The 16,851-nt window shown below is 65.2% G+C and carries 16 protein-coding genes and 2 pseudogenes; 6 read left to right on the plus strand and 12 right to left on the minus strand.

The window, feature by feature from the left end:
- Positions 1–42: 42 nt before the first annotated feature.
- The gene (locus EA798_RS06525; RefSeq protein WP_106158192.1) at positions 43–741 is read left to right on the plus strand and encodes a pirin family protein; all 699 of its coding nucleotides are present in this window, start codon (positions 43–45) and stop codon (positions 739–741) included.
- Positions 742–823: 82 nt separating this feature from the next.
- Positions 824–1,423 (plus strand): NAD(P)H:quinone oxidoreductase, encoded by a 600-nt coding sequence (wrbA, locus tag EA798_RS06530; RefSeq protein WP_106158193.1) that lies wholly within the window; start codon positions 824–826, stop codon positions 1,421–1,423.
- Between the two features lie 15 nt (positions 1,424–1,438).
- Here the strand turns inward: wrbA and EA798_RS06535 are convergent, their stop codons facing one another.
- On the minus strand, positions 1,439–1,939 hold the full coding sequence (locus EA798_RS06535; protein WP_122098435.1) for a GNAT family N-acetyltransferase: 501 nt from the start codon (positions 1,937–1,939) through the stop codon (positions 1,439–1,441).
- A gap of 184 nt (positions 1,940–2,123) precedes the next feature.
- Between EA798_RS06535 and EA798_RS06540 the strand changes: the two genes are divergently transcribed.
- Positions 2,124–2,663 carry a DUF3087 domain-containing protein gene (locus EA798_RS06540; RefSeq protein WP_122098436.1) on the plus strand — a complete coding sequence of 180 codons (540 nt, stop codon included), beginning with the start codon at positions 2,124–2,126 and terminating at the stop codon, positions 2,661–2,663.
- Positions 2,664–2,772: 109 nt separating this feature from the next.
- Here the strand turns inward: EA798_RS06540 and EA798_RS06545 are convergent, their stop codons facing one another.
- The 3 genes and pseudogenes from EA798_RS06545 to EA798_RS06555 form a co-directional block, all read right to left on the minus strand.
- Positions 2,773–3,942, minus strand: a complete 1,170-nt coding sequence (locus EA798_RS06545) for an OprD family porin (RefSeq protein ID WP_244221261.1) — start codon at positions 3,940–3,942, stop codon at positions 2,773–2,775.
- A 234-nt stretch (positions 3,943–4,176) separates the two neighbouring features.
- A pseudogene (locus EA798_RS06550) lies at positions 4,177–5,534 on the minus strand (MFS transporter).
- Positions 5,535–5,579: 45 nt separating this feature from the next.
- Positions 5,580–6,787, minus strand: a pseudogene (locus EA798_RS06555) (M20 aminoacylase family protein).
- Positions 6,788–6,867: 80 nt separating this feature from the next.
- On the opposite strand from EA798_RS06555, the gene EA798_RS06560 reads away from it, so the two are divergent.
- Entirely contained in the window at positions 6,868–7,758 is an 891-nt protein-coding gene (locus EA798_RS06560) for a LysR substrate-binding domain-containing protein (protein ID WP_015276444.1), read from the plus strand.
- Between the two features lie 30 nt (positions 7,759–7,788).
- Here the strand turns inward: EA798_RS06560 and EA798_RS06565 are convergent, their stop codons facing one another.
- The 6 genes from EA798_RS06565 to EA798_RS06590 form a co-directional block, all read right to left on the minus strand.
- Positions 7,789–8,487 (minus strand): c-type cytochrome, encoded by a 699-nt coding sequence (locus EA798_RS06565; RefSeq protein WP_122098438.1) that lies wholly within the window; start codon positions 8,485–8,487, stop codon positions 7,789–7,791.
- A 12-nt stretch (positions 8,488–8,499) separates the two neighbouring features.
- A complete protein-coding gene (locus tag EA798_RS06570) occupies positions 8,500–9,450 on the minus strand; it encodes a copper resistance protein B (RefSeq protein ID WP_122098439.1) in 951 nt (316 codons plus the stop codon).
- Positions 9,440–9,748 (minus strand): hypothetical protein, encoded by a 309-nt coding sequence (locus EA798_RS06575; RefSeq protein ID WP_122098440.1) that lies wholly within the window; start codon positions 9,746–9,748, stop codon positions 9,440–9,442. The genes EA798_RS06570 and EA798_RS06575 overlap by 11 nt, the downstream gene beginning before the upstream one ends.
- An 11-nt stretch (positions 9,749–9,759) precedes the next feature.
- Positions 9,760–11,538 carry a copper resistance system multicopper oxidase gene (locus EA798_RS06580; protein WP_122098441.1) on the minus strand — a complete coding sequence of 593 codons (1,779 nt, stop codon included), beginning with the start codon at positions 11,536–11,538 and terminating at the stop codon, positions 9,760–9,762.
- A 216-nt stretch (positions 11,539–11,754) separates the two neighbouring features.
- Positions 11,755–12,201, minus strand: coding sequence for a DUF411 domain-containing protein (locus EA798_RS06585; RefSeq protein WP_036991719.1), 447 nt, complete (start codon positions 12,199–12,201; stop codon positions 11,755–11,757).
- A gap of 20 nt (positions 12,202–12,221) precedes the next feature.
- On the minus strand, positions 12,222–12,479 hold the full coding sequence (locus EA798_RS06590) for a heavy-metal-associated domain-containing protein (protein WP_122098442.1): 258 nt from the start codon (positions 12,477–12,479) through the stop codon (positions 12,222–12,224).
- Between the two features lie 212 nt (positions 12,480–12,691).
- Between EA798_RS06590 and EA798_RS06595 the strand changes: the two genes are divergently transcribed.
- Together EA798_RS06595 and EA798_RS06600 are read left to right on the plus strand one after the other, a co-directional pair.
- Positions 12,692–13,375, plus strand: a complete 684-nt coding sequence (locus EA798_RS06595) for a heavy metal response regulator transcription factor (RefSeq protein ID WP_122098443.1) — start codon at positions 12,692–12,694, stop codon at positions 13,373–13,375.
- Positions 13,372–14,736 carry a heavy metal sensor histidine kinase gene (locus tag EA798_RS06600; RefSeq protein WP_122098444.1) on the plus strand — a complete coding sequence of 455 codons (1,365 nt, stop codon included), beginning with the start codon at positions 13,372–13,374 and terminating at the stop codon, positions 14,734–14,736. The genes EA798_RS06595 and EA798_RS06600 overlap by 4 nt, the downstream gene beginning before the upstream one ends.
- 8 nt (positions 14,737–14,744) lie before the next feature.
- Here EA798_RS06600 and EA798_RS06605 read toward each other — a convergent pair whose 3' ends face one another.
- Entirely contained in the window at positions 14,745–16,067 is a 1,323-nt protein-coding gene (locus EA798_RS06605; protein WP_122098445.1) for a sensor histidine kinase, read from the minus strand.
- Positions 16,064–16,741 carry a response regulator gene (locus EA798_RS06610; protein WP_122098446.1) on the minus strand — a complete coding sequence of 226 codons (678 nt, stop codon included), beginning with the start codon at positions 16,739–16,741 and terminating at the stop codon, positions 16,064–16,066. Before EA798_RS06610 ends, EA798_RS06605 begins: the two co-directional genes overlap by 4 nt.
- Positions 16,742–16,851: the final 110 nt, after the last annotated feature.

A 16,851-nucleotide genomic window follows, 5' to 3' on the forward strand; every position in this document is an offset into this window, starting at 1 on the left:
TTTGGCCAGTCAGTGCGGCCGACTTCCACTTCGGAGGCTCAGATGATCGAACGACGTTCCTACGCAGAGCTTGGTGCGGCCCAGCATGGCTGGCTGAACGCCCGCCACCATTTTTCCTTTGCCGGTTATCACGACGCCGAGCGCATGCGCTGGGGGCGGCTGCGCGTCTGGAATGACGACAGCATCGCACCGCAGTCGGGCTTCGAGCCGCACTCGCACCGCGACATGGAAATCATCACCTATGTGCGCCAAGGCGCCATCACTCATGAAGACAGCCTGGGTAATCGTGGCCGCACCGTTGCCGGTGACGTTCAGGTAATGAGCGCCGGCACGGGGATCGTGCACAGCGAGTACAACCTGGAGGATGAAGAGACGCGCATCTTCCAGATATGGATCCATCCTCAGCAGACGGGGCTGCCGCCGAGTTGGGGCACGCGAACATTCCCCAGCGGGGACCGCGCCGGTGCCTTTGTCACGCTCGCCAGCGGTCTGCCTGGGGATGGCGAGGCGCTGCCGATCCGTGCCGAGGCGAGGTTGGCAGCGGCTACGCTTGCAGCAGGGCAGAGTGCCGACTACGAGATCGCCGACGGGCGCCGCGTGTACCTGGTTCCCGCCAGTGGCCGTATCGAGGTCAATGGGCTCGAAGTTGGCGCAGGCGATGGCGTGGCCGTGCGCGACGAGCCGCGGCTGACCATCAGAGCAGTGGAAAAAAGCGAAATCGTCCTGGTCGAGTCGCGCTGACGCATCGCGTCGGAACGACCCGTCTGCGGCGTTATCACAGTCAGAACTTTATTCAGTCCACCCACCGAAAGAGGAAATCATGATGGCGAAGATTCTCGTGCTGTATCACTCGATGTACGGCCACATCGAAACCATGGCCAATGCCGTGGCCGAAGGCGCCCGCCGTGTCCCAGGCGCGGAGGTGACCATCAAGCGCGTACCGGAAACCATGCCCGAAGATGCCTTCCGCAATGCTGGCGGCAAGGTCGATCAGGCCGCTGATATCGCCGATCCGAACGAGCTGCCGAACTACGATGCGATCATCTTCGGTACGCCGACACGCTTCGGCAACATGTCCGGGCAGATGCGCAATTTCCTCGATCGTACCGGCGGCCTGTGGGCCAAGGGCGCACTGCATGGCAAGGTCGCCAGCGTGTTTGCCTCGACCGGCACCGGCGGCGGCCAGGAGATGACCATCACCTCGACCTGGACCACCCTGGCGCACCACGGCATGGTCATCGTGCCGACCGGTTACGGCATCAGCGAGTTCTTCGATATTTCCGAAACCAACGGTGGCACACCCTACGGTGCCACGACGATCGCCGGTGGCGACGGCTCGCGTCAGCCCTCCGAGAAGGAGCTGGCCATTGCCCGCTACCAGGGCGAGCACGTGGCGAAGATCACCAGCAAACTCATGGGCTGATCGCTTTAGCAGTGTCTACGCTGGGCCCCGCCCGGGGCTCAGCAGCAGTCCGTACATCAGCTCATCGACGAAACCCTCATCCCCGGCCCGCTTGTAGGCGGCGCGCTGAGTGCCCTCGTGGACGAAGCCGAAGTGTTCGTAAAAGGCGATCGCCCGCGGGTTGTCGGCCTCCACTGTCAGCTCGACACGGCGGATGCCGCTGGCGGCCAGCTTGTCGAGAACCTCCTGCATTATTTGCCGCGCGAGGCCGCTGCCCTTGACCTCGGGCGCGACGGCCAACGTGCCGAGGCAGGCCACGTGCGCGGCACGCCCGACATGGCGCTGCACCTTGTAGAAGCCCTGAACCACGCCGGCGTGCTCGTAGACATAGAAACTGCCGCTTTCGAACAGCGGTTCGAACACCTTGCCGAAGGCCGCGCGGGGCATGGGGTCGAAACCGAGGTAGGGGACTACCTCCGGGTGCATGTAGATGTCGTAGACCCGCTGCTGGTCGGCGGGAATGGCGAGGCGGCGCATAGGCATCTCCGATGTGCTGGAGGCGGCAGCATAGCCGCTGAGCCAACTGCAGATGCGACGCTTGTTCCTGCGCGCAGGTTATTCGTGGGAGAGCGCAAAGCGCTGCGCTGCATCAGCCGCGCGTGGCCCAATGGGGTGATAATGCGCGTCGCTTACCGTCTACTTCAGTTGAGGACATCGCCCCGTGGTGCTATTCGAGATCGTTCCGCGCAGCCCCGAAATCTATCGTCGCGAGACCCGTCGCAGCACGCTGATCGTCGCGGCTACCTTTGCCGTTCTGGCCATGGGACTGGCGGCGCTGGCGGTTGCGCTGTTCGGCGAGCCGGACGGCGACAACCTGCGGCTGAACATTGGCGGGGTAGTGGCCGGGCTGGTGCTGACTGTCGCGCTGGTGCGGCTGTTGTACTGGCAGCAGCCGTGGATGGCCGCAGCGGTATATGGCTGGCAGCTCAAGCGCAGCCTGATGCGCGTGACCAACATGATGCATCAGGTGAAGGCGGGCGTTGCTGCCGGCGATCCCGCGGCGATCAAGCTGCTGCGCTTCTACCATCTGGCGCTGACGCAGATGCATCAGCTCGATGGCAACTCCCATGGCCTCAGCGAATCGGTCGCCGAGATCGATCGTCACCGCGAAACGATGGAGGCGCTGAACATGGACATCGACCAGCCACGCCTGGAGTCCGCGTGGCTGGAGCGCGTCGGGCAGATCGAGGCGAAGCGCTGATACGCAACGAGCGGCTGCGTTGCGGTTGGTTGGGGGAAGCGAGTGGCGGCGCTTCCCTGCGCCGCCGCCGATCGGGTAGCCGTGTCGCTGCGCAATCGATGTGGCGGCGTTACCAGAGTGCCAGCGTGTAGCCCAGAATCACCCGGTTTTCGTCGATAGCGGTCGTCAGTCCGTTACCCGATCTGAAGCTCAGATTGCGCCACTGCAGGCTTAGCCCCTTCAAGGCACCGCTCTGCACGACATAGGTGATGTCGCTGTCGCGCTCCCATTCCTCGCCGCTGCTGCTGAAGTCCGTCCTGGCGTTGCGGCCATCGACGTAGCGAGTCATGAAGGACAACCCGGGCAGGCCCTGCGCGGCAAAGTTGTAGTCATAGCGCAGCTGCCAGGAGTCCTGCTCGGCGTGGGTGAAGTCATGCAGGGTGACCAGGTTGACGACATAGGCGGCTCCGCCATTGAGCGATGGGAAGCGGCTGTCGCCGGACTGGATCTGCCAGCCGGCACTGACCCTGTGCCCGCCATGGCTGAGCCCAACGATGCCGTTGAAGTTGCGGTTGTCGATTTCGCCGGCACGCTTTTCGCCATCGCCGCGGCTGTCGAAATAGCGCAGGTCGGTGCGCAGGCTGAAGCCCTTGCCCAGCGGCGTGCTATGGACCAGCCCGACGAAGTGCTGGCGGTAGATGTTTTCCAGATTGCCGTAGTAATAGCTGACCGCCAGTTGTGGGTTGATCGCGTAGCTGCCACCGGCAAAGTCGAAGGCGTCACTGGTGGCGCTGCCGAAACCGATTTTTTCTCGCGCCGAGGAATCCCGTGGATTGGCCTGGGTGAGCCGCCCGCCATCGAACGTCAGACCATCCAGCGCCTGTGAGGTGAGCATGCCGCCCTGGAATGTCGAGGGCAGCAGGCGGGTGTCGTTGAAAATCACCACGGGCAGCCAGGGTTGCAGGGTGCCCAGGCGCAGCACGTTCTTGTCGACGCGCAGTTTCGCCGTCAGGCCCAGCTCGCTGTAGTCATCGACCGGCTCCTTGCTGGTCGGGCCGAACGGCAGCAGGCCGGTGCCGCGGCGGTCGCTGCTGGAATCCAGCTTCACTCCCAGCTCGCCGATGGCGTCCAGCCCAAGGCCAATCGGCCCCTCGGTGAAACCGGATTCGAAGCGAGTAACGAAACCCTGCGCCCATTCGGCGGCCTTGGCCTGTTTGGCCCCGTCCTGGCGGAAATCACGGTTCAGGTAGTAGTTGCGCAGCTGCAGGCTGGCCTTGCTGTCGTCGATGAAATCGGCCATCGCGGCAGGTGCGGTGAACAGCCAGGGCGCGCCAAGCAGGCACGCGATGGCGCGCGAGCCAACGGATTGGATGCGGTTCATTGTTGTTATTCCCGGTTGAGGTTGAAGCTGCTTGTTGTGAGGGTTTGCCCGTCTGGCGGCGCCGGCGGTATCTGCCACCTGCCGGCTGTTCTCTTTGTTGTGTGGCGACAGCGGCAGGACTTTTCGGAATCCGCCGCCGTCTCCCTGGCTCGATCAGACGCCTTGAGCAACGACTCGGTTGAGCGTGCCGGCCGCGTGTGCGGCCGCTTCGACCGGACTGTCCTCGTCAACCACGGCGAGCTGCGCCTCGTGGGTGCGATCGATGAGGCAGAACGAGCCGATCAGGCCCAGCGTCACCGCGAAGAGCACGTAGAACACCGGCGCGATCGCCATGCCGGTGTTCTGGATCAGCCAGGTCACGATGAACTGGGCGAAGCCGCCGAAGATCATCACTGCGAGGTTGTAGGCCAGCGCCAGGCCGGTGGAGCGCACGCCGGCGGGAAACTGCTCGGCCACGGCGGCAGAGAAAGGGCCGAAGAACATGGCGAGCAGCGAGCAGAGCATCAGCTGCATGGTCAGCAGACGACCGAACGAGGGGCTGCATGAATCCAGCTGAACAGTGGATAGAGGGCGAGCAGCAGGCCCAGGGTGGCGACGATCATCAGCGGCTTGCGGCCGACCCGGTCCGATAGCGCACCGAATACCGGCATCAGCAGCGTCAGTACCGCGACGGCGACGACCTGGGCGGTGAAAGCGTCCTTCAGTTCCATGCCTAGCTGGCGGTTGGCGAAGGTCGGCATGTAGACGAGGATCACATAGAAGGCCACGGTGCCGCAGACCGTCAGAGCCATCACGGTGACCACCTGACGCAGGTGCGAGCGCAGCATGCGGGCCAGCGACTGCTTTTCCTTCGGCGCCTGGCGCGCCTCGAGGAAAGCCTCGGTTTCGGACAGGTTGCGTCGCATCCACAGTCCGACCGGACCGATGATCAGACCGATGATGAACGGAATCCGCCAGCCCCAGCTGTCCAGGTCTGCGGGCGACAGGTTGCTGGTCACCAGCGCGGTTACGCCGGCGCCGCAAAATACTGCCAGCCCCTGGCCGAACATCTGCCACGAGCCATACAGGCCACGGCGGTTGGCCGGTGCGCTCTCGATCAGGAATGACGTGGCGCTGGCGAACTCACCGCCGGTGGCGAAGCCCTGCATCAGGCGCGCCAGCACGATAAGCAGCGGTGCGGCAATGCCGATCGCGGCGAACGGTGGGGCGAAGGCGATCATCGCGATGGAGAGGGTCATCAGGCTGATGATCAGCTGCAGCGCGGCCTTGCGGCCCTTGCGGTCGGCGTAGATGCCGAGCAGCACGCCGCCGATGGGGCGCATGAAAAAGCCCACACCGAAGGTGGCGGTTGCCATCAGCAGGGCGCTGTACTCGCTTTCAGCAGGAAAGAACAGGCGTGAAATCACCACGGCGAGGAAGCCGAAGACGATGAAGTCGTACCATTCCAGTGCGTTGCCGATGACGGCTGCAAGAACCTGATTCTTGCGGGGTGCTGCGGTTGAATTGCTCATGCTGTCGTGTCCTGCTTGTTGTTATTGCCACGTCGCGGAACGATCTCAGCAGCCGAAGAACCGGCTCCCCAGCGCCAGCCAGAAGGCCGCGCCCGGTGCCAGGCAGGCATCATTGAAATCGTAGTGAGGGTTGTGCACGCTGCAAGGCCCAAGGTGTTCTCCACCACCGAAGCCGTTGTCGCCGTTGCCGATCAGCAGGTAACAACCCGGTACCTGCTGCAAGATGAAAGCGAAGTCTTCACTGCCGCTGATGGGCGCACCGTCGACTTCCACCCGCTCGTCACCCACCAGCGCGCGCGCCGCCTCGACCGCCAGGCGCGTCTCGCGCGCACTGTTGATCAGCACCGGGTAGCCGCGCTCGTAAAGCACTTCGCAGGTGACGCCAAACGCCGCGGCCTGTCCTTCGACGAGCGCGCGGATGCGCATTTCGAGCAGGTCGCGAACGTCCGGGCGCAGGGCGCGCACGCTGAGTTCCATCTCGGCGCTTTCGGGAATTACGTTGTAGGTGTTGCCTGCAGCGATGCGCCCGACGCTGATCACCGCAGCGTCGACCGGATCGACATTGCGCCCGACGATGCTTTGCAAGGCGAGCACGGTGCCGCTGCGGGCAGCATCGGGTCGATTGCCATATGCGGCAGCGCACCATGCCCGCCCTTGCCATTGAAGCGAATCAGTGCCCGGTCGGAGGAGGCCATGAACGGCCCTTCGCGAAAACGGAAATGGCCGGTCGGAATACCCGGGTAGTTGTGCATGGCGAAGATTGCGTCGCAGGGGAAGCGCTCGAGCAGGCCCTCGTCGAGCATGCGTCGTGCACCGCCGCTGCCCCCCAGTTCCTCGGCCGGCTGGAAGATCAGCGTGAGTGTGCCGCTGGCACCCAGAAGCCCTTCGCGTTGCATGAGCGTGAAGGCTTGCGCCGCGCCCAGCAGGATCGAGGTGTGTCCGTCATGGCCGCAGGCGTGCATCTGGCCCGGCGTGCGGCTTGCCCAGGGCAGGCCGGTGAGTTCCTGTACGGGCAGTGCGTCCATGTCGGCGCGCAGGCCCAGTCGCGGTTGCTCGTCACCCCAGCGCAGGATGCCGACCACGCCCGTCGTGGCGATGCCGGTGTGCACCTCGTAGCCCCACGCGTCGAGGCAGTCGGCGACCAGCCGACTGGTGGCGAATTCGGCAAAACCGAGCTCGGGATTCTGATGAATGGCGTGCCTCCACGTTTTCATGGCGGCTTCGTCGGGCTGGATAAGGGCTGATGTATTCATGTGCCGATCATAGGATTTGTGGTGATCAGCGGAAGGCAGTATTTTCGCCCAAGTGACAACCATAAGGAATCACCGCGGCCATGAAAGACCACCAGCTCAAAGCACTCATACAGGTCGCCGAATCCGGCTCGATCCGTGCTGCGGCTCGGGCGATGAACCTCAGTCAGAGCGCGCTGACCAAGGCGCTGCGTGAGTTGGAAGAGGATGTTGGCGCGGAGCTGCTCAGGCGCAGCTACAAGGGCATCGGCTTCACGCCGGCCGGGGATGCGTTGCTGGTGCGCGCGCGGCTGGCGCAGGCGACGCTGGACAAGGCCCGTGAGGAGATTCGTCAGCTGCGCGGCGGCGCAGGTGCGCGCATTGCCATCGCGCTGACGCCGCTCGTGGCCGCGACCATCCTGCCGCCGATTCTCACGGAGTTTCGCCGCGTCCAGCCGGATGCGGCGCTGAGCCTAGAAGAAGGGTTGCTGACCTATGTACTGCCGGGACTTCTGGAAGGACGCCTGGATTTCGCTGTTGCGCTGGCCAGCCCGAGCGATCTGCCCCACGAGATCGTTTTCGAACCCCTGGTGCAGGCGCATGCCGTGCCGACCGGCCGTCTCGGTCATCCGCTGGCCCATGCGCGCAGCTGGGACGAGCTGAAGGACGCCAGCTGGGTGCTCAATCTCACGGATGGCAGCCTGGGTAACCACCTGCTGCGCTGGCTGGCCAGCCAGGGGATCGAGGCACCGAAGAACATCGTTCGCTGTTCATCGCTGACGCTGATGCTCGAACTGATGAGACGCACCGATTACATCGGCTTCGGGCCGACAGCACTGCTCAGCGACTCGCTGTTTGCGGTGGGGCTGCAGCAGTTCGAAGTCGCCCCGGTTCCCGGGCCGATGACGCTGGGGATTCTCAGCCTGCGTGGCGTTCCGCTGGGTAGCTCGGCGCAGGTGCTCGCGCGACTTTTCGCGCGGCGGCTGCGCAAGTAGGGTCATTGCCATGCGCCGGGCCGACCCCGCTCAATGCACGTGGCGGCTGCCATCCGGGTGATGGTGCACGTTGTCCTCTGCCTCCGGCTTCTCCGGGGCATGGTCGTCGTGCGCACCGTGGTGATCGTCTCCGCCTGAGGCTGATCCCCGGGGCATGCCAGCAGTGGAATGCCGGCCGCTGTGATCGTGCATGTCCGACTCGCCGCCGCCGTGCTGGTGGCCATCGCTGGAAGCGACCAGTGACCGATATTGCGCTGCATCCAGCTGTGGCAGACGTTCGATGAAGGCGACCATGCCCCAGATGTAGTCGTCGTTCATGCTCTTGCCCCAGGCCGGCATGCCGCTGGCCTTGATGCCGTGCTTGATGACCCAGAACGTCGCGGCTGGATCGCCGCCGGTGCCGCGCTGCGCGAGGTTGGGAGGGGCCGGGTAGAGGCTTTGACTGAGCTCGGTGGAGCCCATCTCCGGTGCCAGGTGGCAGCCGATACACATGGCGTGATAGTTGCCGGCACCGGAGCGGATCAGCGCGTCATCTGCAAGGCTGGGTACCTCGATGTCACGCGCGCGTACGGCAATCGAGCGCTCCCGGGTGATCTCGAGCAGCGCCTCGACCACCTGGGAGTGCGGCTCGTCGGCGGCGACGTTGATGATGCCCGAGTACAGCACCCCGGCACTGGCGACAGCCAGAACGGCGCCGGTCAGCGCCAGGGTCTTGATTGTTGTTGTCATGGGTCAGGGTACTCAGAACCAGAAGCGGATGCCGGCTACCAGGCGGGTGTCGCTGACATCTTCGTCATCGGCACGCAGCATGTCGGCGGTATTGCCGTAGGCACGGCTCCAGGTCACGCCGATGTAGGGAGCAAACTGCCGGCTGATCTCATAGCGCAGGCGCAGGCCGACGCCGGCATCGCTGAAGCCGGAACCGACGCCGCGGGCCTCGTCGTTGCGCCCGTGCAGATTGACTTCCGCGGTCGGTTGCAGCACCCAGCGCTGGGTCAGCAGGATGTCGTATTCGGCCTCCAGGCGCAGCGCGGTCTGGCCGCCCTCGCCGAGGAACGCCGTGGCTTCGGTTTCCAGGCCGAACAGTGGCATGCCCTGCACGCCGAAGGCGGCCCAAGTCTGCGGGGAACCGGGCTTGAAGTCCTGGCGCACACCGGCGACGGTTTCCCACCAGGGGCCGATGGCGTGGCTCCAGAGCAGCTGCAGTTCGGCTTCCTCGGTGTGGCCGTTGGTCCGTTCGCCCTCGGAGCGGAACGCCAGACGGTCGACGTCGCCACCGACCCAGCCGGAGATATCCCAGGCCAGCGCGCTGCCTTCCTCGGCGTCCTGCCATTCCAGCTGGTCGGCGAGGAAGAGGAAGTGGGTCCCGCCCTGGTGCATGTGATGCGGCGCCAGGTCCGGGAAGGCGGCGGCGCGATCGGCATCGCTGATCGTCGGCACCGGCGAGCGCGGTTCCTGGCCTGGCGCAATACCGGTGGCAGGCGGATGCGCCATGGAGCCATGACCCATGCTGCCGTGATCCATGGCCCCGTGGTCCATCTGGCCATGGTCCCCGCTCCGGTGGTTCATCTGCCCGTGGTCTGCGGGCGCGGCGTGGCCGGCGTGACCGGAGTGGTCCATGCCCTGCTGCGCCTGGCTTGCGGTGGCGATCAGGCTCAGCGCGACGGCAATGGGCAACGGCTTAATGATCATGCGACTTGCCCTGTTCGGCATCCTTGGGCACGTCCTTGTTCATCTGCCCGTTGCCCATGCTGCCGTGGTCCATCATCTTGCCGTCGCCCATGTGCTCCTTGTGCATCTGCATCATCTTGTCGTGATCCATGCCCTGCATCATGCCGCCCTGGGCTCCACCTTGCGGTGCGGCCTGTTCGGCCGGGGCGTTTTCGGGATGATGGCCGTCGTGTTCGCTTTCCTGCGCGTAGGCAGCGTTGAGGCTGAACATTGCAGCCAGGCCGAAGGCGAGCAGGGCGGTGCGCTGGATCGTTTTCATGGGGTTCTCCGTCATTCTTCTACGCGGACTTCACGGAACATTCCGAGGTCCATGTGCATCAGCATGTGGCAATGGTAGGCCCAGCGGCCGAGGGCGTCGGCGCTGACCCGGTAGCTGCGTTTCGAGCCCGGCGGCATGTCGATGGTGTGCTTGCGCACCAGGAAATTGCCGTTCTCGTCTTCCAGATCGCTCCACAGCCCGTGCAGGTGGATGGGGTGGTGCATCATGGTGTCGTTGACCAGCACGAAGCGCACCCGCTCGCCGTACTTGAGGCGGATCGGCTCGGCGTCGGCGAAGGGAATGCCGTCGAACGACCAGGAAAAGCGCTCCATGTGGCCGGTCAGGTGCAGCTCGATGGTGCGCGACGGTTCGCGGCCGTCCGGATCGGGGAAGGTGCTGCGCAGGTCGGCGTAGGTCAGTACGCGCCGACCGTTGTCGCGCAGGCCGATGCCCGGGTCATCCAGCTTGGGCACCGGCATCATGGTCTGCATGTCCACCAGCGGATTATTTGTCTCGCTGGCCGGGTGCGCCTGCATCCCGGAGCCGGCAGCGCTGCCGTGCCCCATGGCGGCGTGGTTCATCTGGCCGTGGTCCATCGCGCCATGCCCGGCATGGGCGTCGTGACCCTGCGCGGGTGCCGCTGCGGCCTGGCCATGAGCGGAGTGATCGCCATGGCCCATGTCATCCATGGTCAGTTCGGGGCGCGGGTCGGGCCGGGGCACCGCGGCAGACAATCCTTCGCGCACCGCCAGGGTGCCGCGTGCGTAGCCGCTGCGGTCCATGGCTTGGGCGAACAGGGTGTAGGCGTCCTGGCTGCCATCTGGCTCGACGATCACGTCGATGGTTTCCGCCACCGCCAGACGCACCTCGTCGACCTGCACCGGCTCGACGTTCTGGCCGTCGGCGGCGACCACGGTGAGCTTGAGGCCGGGGATGCGAAAGTCGAAATAACTCATCGCCGAGCCGTTGATCAGTCGCAGGCGGATGCGCTCGCCCGGCTGGAACAGCCCGGTCCAGTTGCCGTCCGGCGCCTGACCATTGAGCAGGTAGGTGTAGGTGGCGCCGCTGATATCGGCCAGATCGGTCGGCGACATGTTCATTTTCGCCCAGGCCCAGCGGTCACTGAAGGTTTCGCGCCAGCCCTTGTCGGCGACATCGTTGATGAAATCGCCCACGGTGCGGCGGCCCTGGTTGTAGTAGTCGGCCTGCTTCTTCAGCTTGGCCAGCACGCGCGCGGGGCTTTCGTCGGTCCAGTCGGAGAGGAACACCACATAATCGCGTTCGTAGCTGAAAGGATCCGGCTCCTTCGGATCGATGATCAGCGGGCCGTAGACGCCGAGCTGTTCCTGAAAGCCCGAATGGCTGTGGTACCAGTAGGTGCCGCTCTGGATCACCTTGAAGCGGTACTCGTACATGCCGTCCGGGGCGATGCCGGCGAAGCTGAAGCCGGGCACGCCGTCCATGTTGGCGGGCAGCAGGATGCCGTGCCAGTGGATCGAGGTGTCCTGCGGCAGGCGGTTGCGCACACGCAGGGTCACGGTGTCGCCTTCGCGCCAGCGCAGCAGCGGGCCGGGAATGCTGCCGTTGATGGCCATGGCGGTGCGGCGTTTGCCGGTGAAATCCACGGTCATGGCGTCGATGGTCAGGTCGAATTCGCTGCCGCTGAGCACCGTCGGTTGGCCAGGGCTGGTGAGCGCCCAGACGGGCTGGCGCCAGAGCCCGAGGCCGGCGAAGGCACCGCCGGCGGCCAGGCTTTTGACGAAGGTGCGCCTAGAGCTGATCAATTGCATGCTGGTCCTGTTGGTTGATCGAATTGTTGGTTTGGCGCGCCGCGCAGGCGCGACGCTGCAACGCTATGGCAAGCACCATAGCGCGACGCATCTGTCAGCGACCTGAAGCGAAAATTACGATTTTGTCAGCTAGCAGCGTGGCCAGCCGCAACCGGGCTGGCCGTGCTCAATACCGATGCCGGGCGGTTTTGGCACCGCCTGGATGTGCAGCGCGCCTTAGCGAACCGGCTGCGCGCCGAGGTAATCGCCGAGTACCAGATCCTTGCCCTTGGTGGTCAGGCCGATCACCTGATACTGCTGGTGCGGCTGACCGTAATCCATGCCTGGGGAGCCCGCAGGCATGCCCGGTACGGCAACGCCGGCCAGATCATCACGCTTCTGCAGCTCATGAATCGCTGCGACCGGCACGTGGCCCTCGATGAACTTGCCGCCGATCACGCCGGTGTGGCACGAGCCCAGGCGCGGTGCGACGCCCAGCTTCTGCTTGACCGCCGACATGTTGGTTTCGACGTGATCGCGCACTTCGAAGCCGTTCGCCTCAAGGTACGTGATCCAGTCCTTGCAGCAGCCGCAGTTGGCATCGCGGTGCACATCAATGACGTCCGCGGCATGGGCCATGCCGGACATCAGCAGGGCGGCGAGTGCGGTGAGGTAAGGTTTCATGGGTTTCTCCAGAGCGATGTTCAGTTGCAGCCGCAGCCGCATCCTGTTTTGCGCGCCGCCGGGGCAGGCGAGCCGGTGGCGATTTGGGCAGGGTAACCGGCTTTGTCGAGGGTTGCGATGAGCATGGCGCTATCGGCCGTGCCGTCTATCCGGGCTAGCCCTGCGGCCAGGTCTGCCTCGACTCGCTCGACGCCAGCCAAGGGTTGCAGTGCAGCGGTGACATGCCTGACGCATGCCCCGCAGGTCATGCCGGAAACCTTGATTTCGATGCTGGTCATTGGGTGATCCTCGGTTGGCCAGTTCAATGAAGCTGACCTGATGCTCGACCTTGACGCGATGGCAAGGTCAAGCCTCATTTTTCTGAGTACCAAGCTAACGTCGGCGGGCTGACAAGAGGCTGATGGGAAGATTACTTTTTTGTCAGCTTCGTGGCGTCCCGGCAGCTGGCGCTGCCACACTTGCGCTGTCGCCACTGAAGGAACTCGCCGCCATGAAATTGCTGGTCGCCGAAGACGAACCGAAAACCGGCATGTATCTACAGCAGGGCCTGAGCGAGGCCGGCTTCACCGTCGACCGCGTCACCAGCGGCACCGACGCGCTGCAGCATGTGCTGAGTGCGCCTTATGACCTGCTGATTCTCGACGTGATGATGCCCGGCCTGGATGGCTGGGAAGTGCTGCGCCTGGTGCGGGCGTCCGGCAACGAGGTGCCGGTGCTGTTTCTGACCGCGCGTGATCGTGTCGAAGATCGCGTGAAAGGCCTGGAGCTTGGCGCCGACGACTATCTGGTCAAGCCGTTCGCCTTTTCCGAGCTGCTGGCGCGCGTGCGCACCTTGCTCCGGCGCGGCAATGCGGCAGCCCTGCAGACGCAGCTGAAAGTCGCCGATCTGGAAGTCGATCTGCTCAAGCGCCGCGCGGTGCGCGCTGGCCAGCGTATCGACCTGACCGCCAAGGAGTTCGCCCTGCTGGAATTGCTGCTGCGCCGGCGCGGCGAGGTGCTGCCCAAGTCGCTGATCGCCTCTCAGGTGTGGGACATGAATTTCGACAGTGATACCAACGTCATCGAGGTGGCGATCCGCCGCTTGCGGGCAAAGATCGACGACGGCTTCGAGCCGAAACTGATCCATACCGCACGGGGCATGGGTTACATGCTCGACGAGCCGGACGCGCCATGAAGCGGCTGTCGCTGACCGCAAGGCTGAGCCTGATGTTCATGCTCGCGGTGACCGGCGTGCTGGCGGCGGCCGGTTATTTCTTCAGCCAGCTCAGCGAGCACCACTTCGACGAACTGGACCGTCACACGCTGCACGAAAAGCTCGAGGCAAGCCGACGCCTGCTCGGCGAGCTTGATGACCTGCAGAACTTCGAGCGCGTTCGCCCACAGCTGCAGGCGCTGCTCGGCGGGCATAGCGAGATGCGTGGCTTCGTCTTCGATGGGACGGGGGGGCAGCTGTTTCCGCAAGCGGAGCTGCAAGAAGCAGCGCCGCTTCTGCTCGGGCTGATCGCTCAGCAGCAAGGTGAGCTGGAACTGGACGGGCGCGTCTGGCGCGGTGAGGCCGGGCATGTCGCGATCGGCGCGCAGCGCCTGACCTTGCTGATCCTGCTCGATGTCACCGCGCACAAGGCCTTCTTTCACACCTTCAGCGGCTGGCTGTGGGCGGCACTGGTGCTTTGTGCGCTGCTCAGCGGGCTGCTCGGCTGGCTGCTGGTGCGCAGCGGCTTGCGACCGTTGCGCGAGGTGACCCAGGTGGCGGCTTCGGTATCGGCCAAGTCGCTGCGCGAGCGCATCCCCGACGAGTCGACGCCGGCGGAACTGCAGCAGCTGGTGCAGGCCTTCAACGCCATGCTGGCGCGGCTGGAGGACGCCTTCGTGCGGTTGTCGAACTTCTCCGCCGACATCGCCCACGAGCTGCGCACACCGCTGAGCAACCTGATGACCCACACCGAGGTGGCGCTGACCCGCGCGCGTACGCTGGATCAGTACCAGGACAACCTGCATTCGAATCTGGAGGAGCTGCAGCGCATGTCGCGGATGATCGACGACATGCTGTTTCTGGCCAAGGCGGATAACGGGCTGATCGTGCCGGATGCCAAACCCGTCGCGCTGGAGGCGTTGTGCGCGCAGTTGCTGGACTACTACCAGCTCTCGGCTGACGAACGCGGGGTTCGCTTCGAGCTGTCTGGTGCCGGCACGATTCAGGGCGATCTGCTGATGCTGCGCCGGGCGCTATCGAACCTGCTGTCCAATGCGCTGCGCTACACCCCCGACGGCGAGCGGATCCGGGTGGCCATCGAGCGCGGCGCTGGCCAGGTGAAGCTTGAGGTAAGCAATCCCGGCGCGACCATCGCGCCCGAGCATCTGGAGCGATTGTTCGACCGCTTCTACCGGGTCGACCCCGCGCGCCGTGAAGGCAGTCCAAGCAATGCCGGCCTAGGGCTGGCGATCACCCGTTCGATCGTTCAGGCTCATCAAGGCCGTATCCACTGCAGTTCCGAGCAGGGCTGGACGACGTTCCGCCTGGAATTCCCTGGCTAAGCGCGTGCTTAGCGCTGCAACGGCACCGTCAGCGATACGCGCAGACCGTCGGCCTGATTGTCGAAGGCGAGGGTGCAATCGCAGCGCTGCGCGATCGCCTGGACGATGGCCAGGCCCAGGCCGCTGCCGCTGCTGGCGGCGTGTCGCCAGAAGCGCCGGGTCAGGTGCTCGAGATGCTCGGCGGCGATGCCCGGGCCCTGGTCGCGTACTTCGAAGCGCACTCGCTCGGTTTCAGGATGCAAGGTCAGCGTGACGGCGCTGCCCGGCGCGGTGTGGCGCTGGGCATTCTCCAGCAGGTTGCGCAGCGCGGCGATGGCCAGCACTGGCGGCATGGCCAGCGGCGTGTCGGGTAATTCCGCCGGGATCTGCAACAGGATTGGTGCGCCGTCACCGCCACTGGCGTCCTGAATCGCCAGCCGCACGACGTCAGCAGCCGAGCACTGCAGGCCATCGTCGAAATCCAGACTGCCTTCCACCCGCGCCAGCAACAGCAGCTGTTCCAGTGTGCGCTGCAGGCGATCGGCGCCGGCCTCGGCGTTCGCCAGTGCCTGTTCGGCGGCGGCGCCTTCGGTCATGCGCGCCACCTGAAGGTGGGTCTTGATTGCTGTCAGCGGGCTGCGCAGTTCATGGGCGGCATCCCCGGTCAGTCGGCGCTCGCGCTCGATGGCATCGCTGATGCGTTGGAACAGCTGATTCTGCGTCTGCACCAACGGCAGCAATTCCGCTGGCAAGCCGTCGAGCGGCAGTGGTTCCAGGGAGTCCGCGCCGCGCCGGGTCAGTGCCTCGCGAATCCGCCGCAACGGCGCCAGCCCGCGGCCGAGGCCGAGCCATAGAAGGCCGAGGCTGCCGAGCAGGGCAACCGCCACCGGCAGCGCCGCGGCCAGCAACACCGAACGCTTGAGCGCGGCACGCTCGTCAAGGCGATCGGCCGTGGTGATGCGCAGCTCGCCCTGCACCAGAGTGAAGCTGCGCCAGGGGATGCCGTCGATCAGCTGGTCACGAAAGCCGGTCCCCTCCGCATCCAGCTGCTGATCGGGTGCACTGTGGCTGCGCGCGAGCACCTCGCCACGCAGCGAGCTGACCTGGCAGGCCAGACCGTTGGGGATGCCCAGTTGCTCGGCGCTCAGGCGTTGCGCCGGGCTGTCACCGGGCAGCGGTTGCGGCAGCTGCACCAGCAGGCCGGCAACCATGCGTGCCGAGGCTGCCAGGCGCTGGTCGAGCGAGAGCATCATCTGGCTGCGCAGGTCCAGCAGCATCCAGGTCGCGGCCAGCGCCCAGAGCAGCACGAAGGCCGAGCCGAGCATCAGCGTCAGGCGCAGGCGCAGACTCATGGCGCGTCCTCGTCGCCGGCGGGGCCGAGGCGATAGCCGAGCCCGCGCACGGTTTCGACGATGCCGCTGCCAAGCTTGCGCCGCAGGTGGTGGATATGCACGTTCAGCGCGTTGCTCTCGACGTCGTCGGCGAAGCCGTAAACGGCGTCCTTGAGCTGCTCGCTGCTGAGCACTCGGCCCTGATTGTTGAGCAGCGCCTGCAAGAGGGCCTGTTCGCGGCGCGACAGATCCACCAGCCGGTCGTCCAGGCGCACCTCACAACGGCCTGGGTCGTAGCTGAGCCGGCCGTGCTCGATGATATTGACGCTGCGCCCGGCCATGCGCCGCATCAGCGTGTGCAGGCGTGCGGCCAGCTCGCGCAGGTCGAAGGGCTTTAGCAGGTAGTCATCGGCACCTGCCTGCAAGCCGGTGACCCGATCACTGACCGCGTCGCGTGCGGTGAGTACCAGCACCGGCAGCTCCATGCCCTGTTGGCGCAGGCGTCGCAACAGGGTGATGCCATCTTCGTCGGACAGGCCGAGGTCGAGGATGAGCACATCGAAATTGGCGGCGCGCAGCATCGCTTCGGCATTGGCGGCCGTAGTGGCATGGTCGACGGTCAGGCCCTGGGCATTGAGTCCGGCGACGATGCCGCTGGCGATCAGCGCGTCGTCTTCGGCAAGCAGCACGTGCATGACAGGGGTCCGGTGGCAAAGCTCAATAGTCGACCTTAACGATTAAGGCAGCGTTATGCAGCACGTGCTGTCGCGTTAATGGCGCGTTAATCCCGCATCGGCATGCTGCG

The sequence above is a fragment of the Pseudomonas songnenensis genome, from assembly GCF_003696315.1.
GTDB lineage: Bacteria > Pseudomonadota > Gammaproteobacteria > Pseudomonadales > Pseudomonadaceae > Stutzerimonas > Stutzerimonas songnenensis.

Bases quoted from the DNA above. Each gene is read 5' to 3' on its own strand.
- EA798_RS06525 (WP_106158192.1), top strand. From the start codon at position 43: ATGATCGAACGACGTTCCTACGCAGAGCTTGGTGCGGCCCAGCATGGC.
- wrbA (WP_106158193.1), top strand. From the start codon at position 824: ATGGCGAAGATTCTCGTGCTGTATCACTCGATGTACGGCCACATCGAA.
- EA798_RS06535 (WP_122098435.1), bottom strand. From the start codon at position 1,939: ATGCGCCGCCTCGCCATTCCCGCCGACCAGCAGCGGGTCTACGACATC.
- EA798_RS06545 (WP_244221261.1), bottom strand. From the start codon at position 3,942: ATGGCCGATTTCATCGACGACAGCAAGGCCAGCCTGCAGCTGCGCAAC.
- EA798_RS06560 (WP_015276444.1), top strand. From the start codon at position 6,868: ATGAAAGACCACCAGCTCAAAGCACTCATACAGGTCGCCGAATCCGGC.
- EA798_RS06565 (WP_122098438.1), bottom strand. From the start codon at position 8,487: ATGACAACAACAATCAAGACCCTGGCGCTGACCGGCGCCGTTCTGGCT.
- EA798_RS06570 (WP_122098439.1), bottom strand. From the start codon at position 9,450: ATGATCATTAAGCCGTTGCCCATTGCCGTCGCGCTGAGCCTGATCGCC.
- EA798_RS06575 (WP_122098440.1), bottom strand. From the start codon at position 9,748: ATGAAAACGATCCAGCGCACCGCCCTGCTCGCCTTCGGCCTGGCTGCA.
- EA798_RS06580 (WP_122098441.1), bottom strand. From the start codon at position 11,538: ATGCAATTGATCAGCTCTAGGCGCACCTTCGTCAAAAGCCTGGCCGCC.
- EA798_RS06585 (WP_036991719.1), bottom strand. From the start codon at position 12,201: ATGAAACCTTACCTCACCGCACTCGCCGCCCTGCTGATGTCCGGCATG.
- EA798_RS06590 (WP_122098442.1), bottom strand. From the start codon at position 12,479: ATGACCAGCATCGAAATCAAGGTTTCCGGCATGACCTGCGGGGCATGC.
- EA798_RS06595 (WP_122098443.1), top strand. From the start codon at position 12,692: ATGAAATTGCTGGTCGCCGAAGACGAACCGAAAACCGGCATGTATCTA.
- EA798_RS06600 (WP_122098444.1), top strand. From the start codon at position 13,372: ATGAAGCGGCTGTCGCTGACCGCAAGGCTGAGCCTGATGTTCATGCTC.
- EA798_RS06605 (WP_122098445.1), bottom strand. From the start codon at position 16,067: ATGAGTCTGCGCCTGCGCCTGACGCTGATGCTCGGCTCGGCCTTCGTG.
- EA798_RS06610 (WP_122098446.1), bottom strand. From the start codon at position 16,741: ATGCACGTGCTGCTTGCCGAAGACGACGCGCTGATCGCCAGCGGCATC.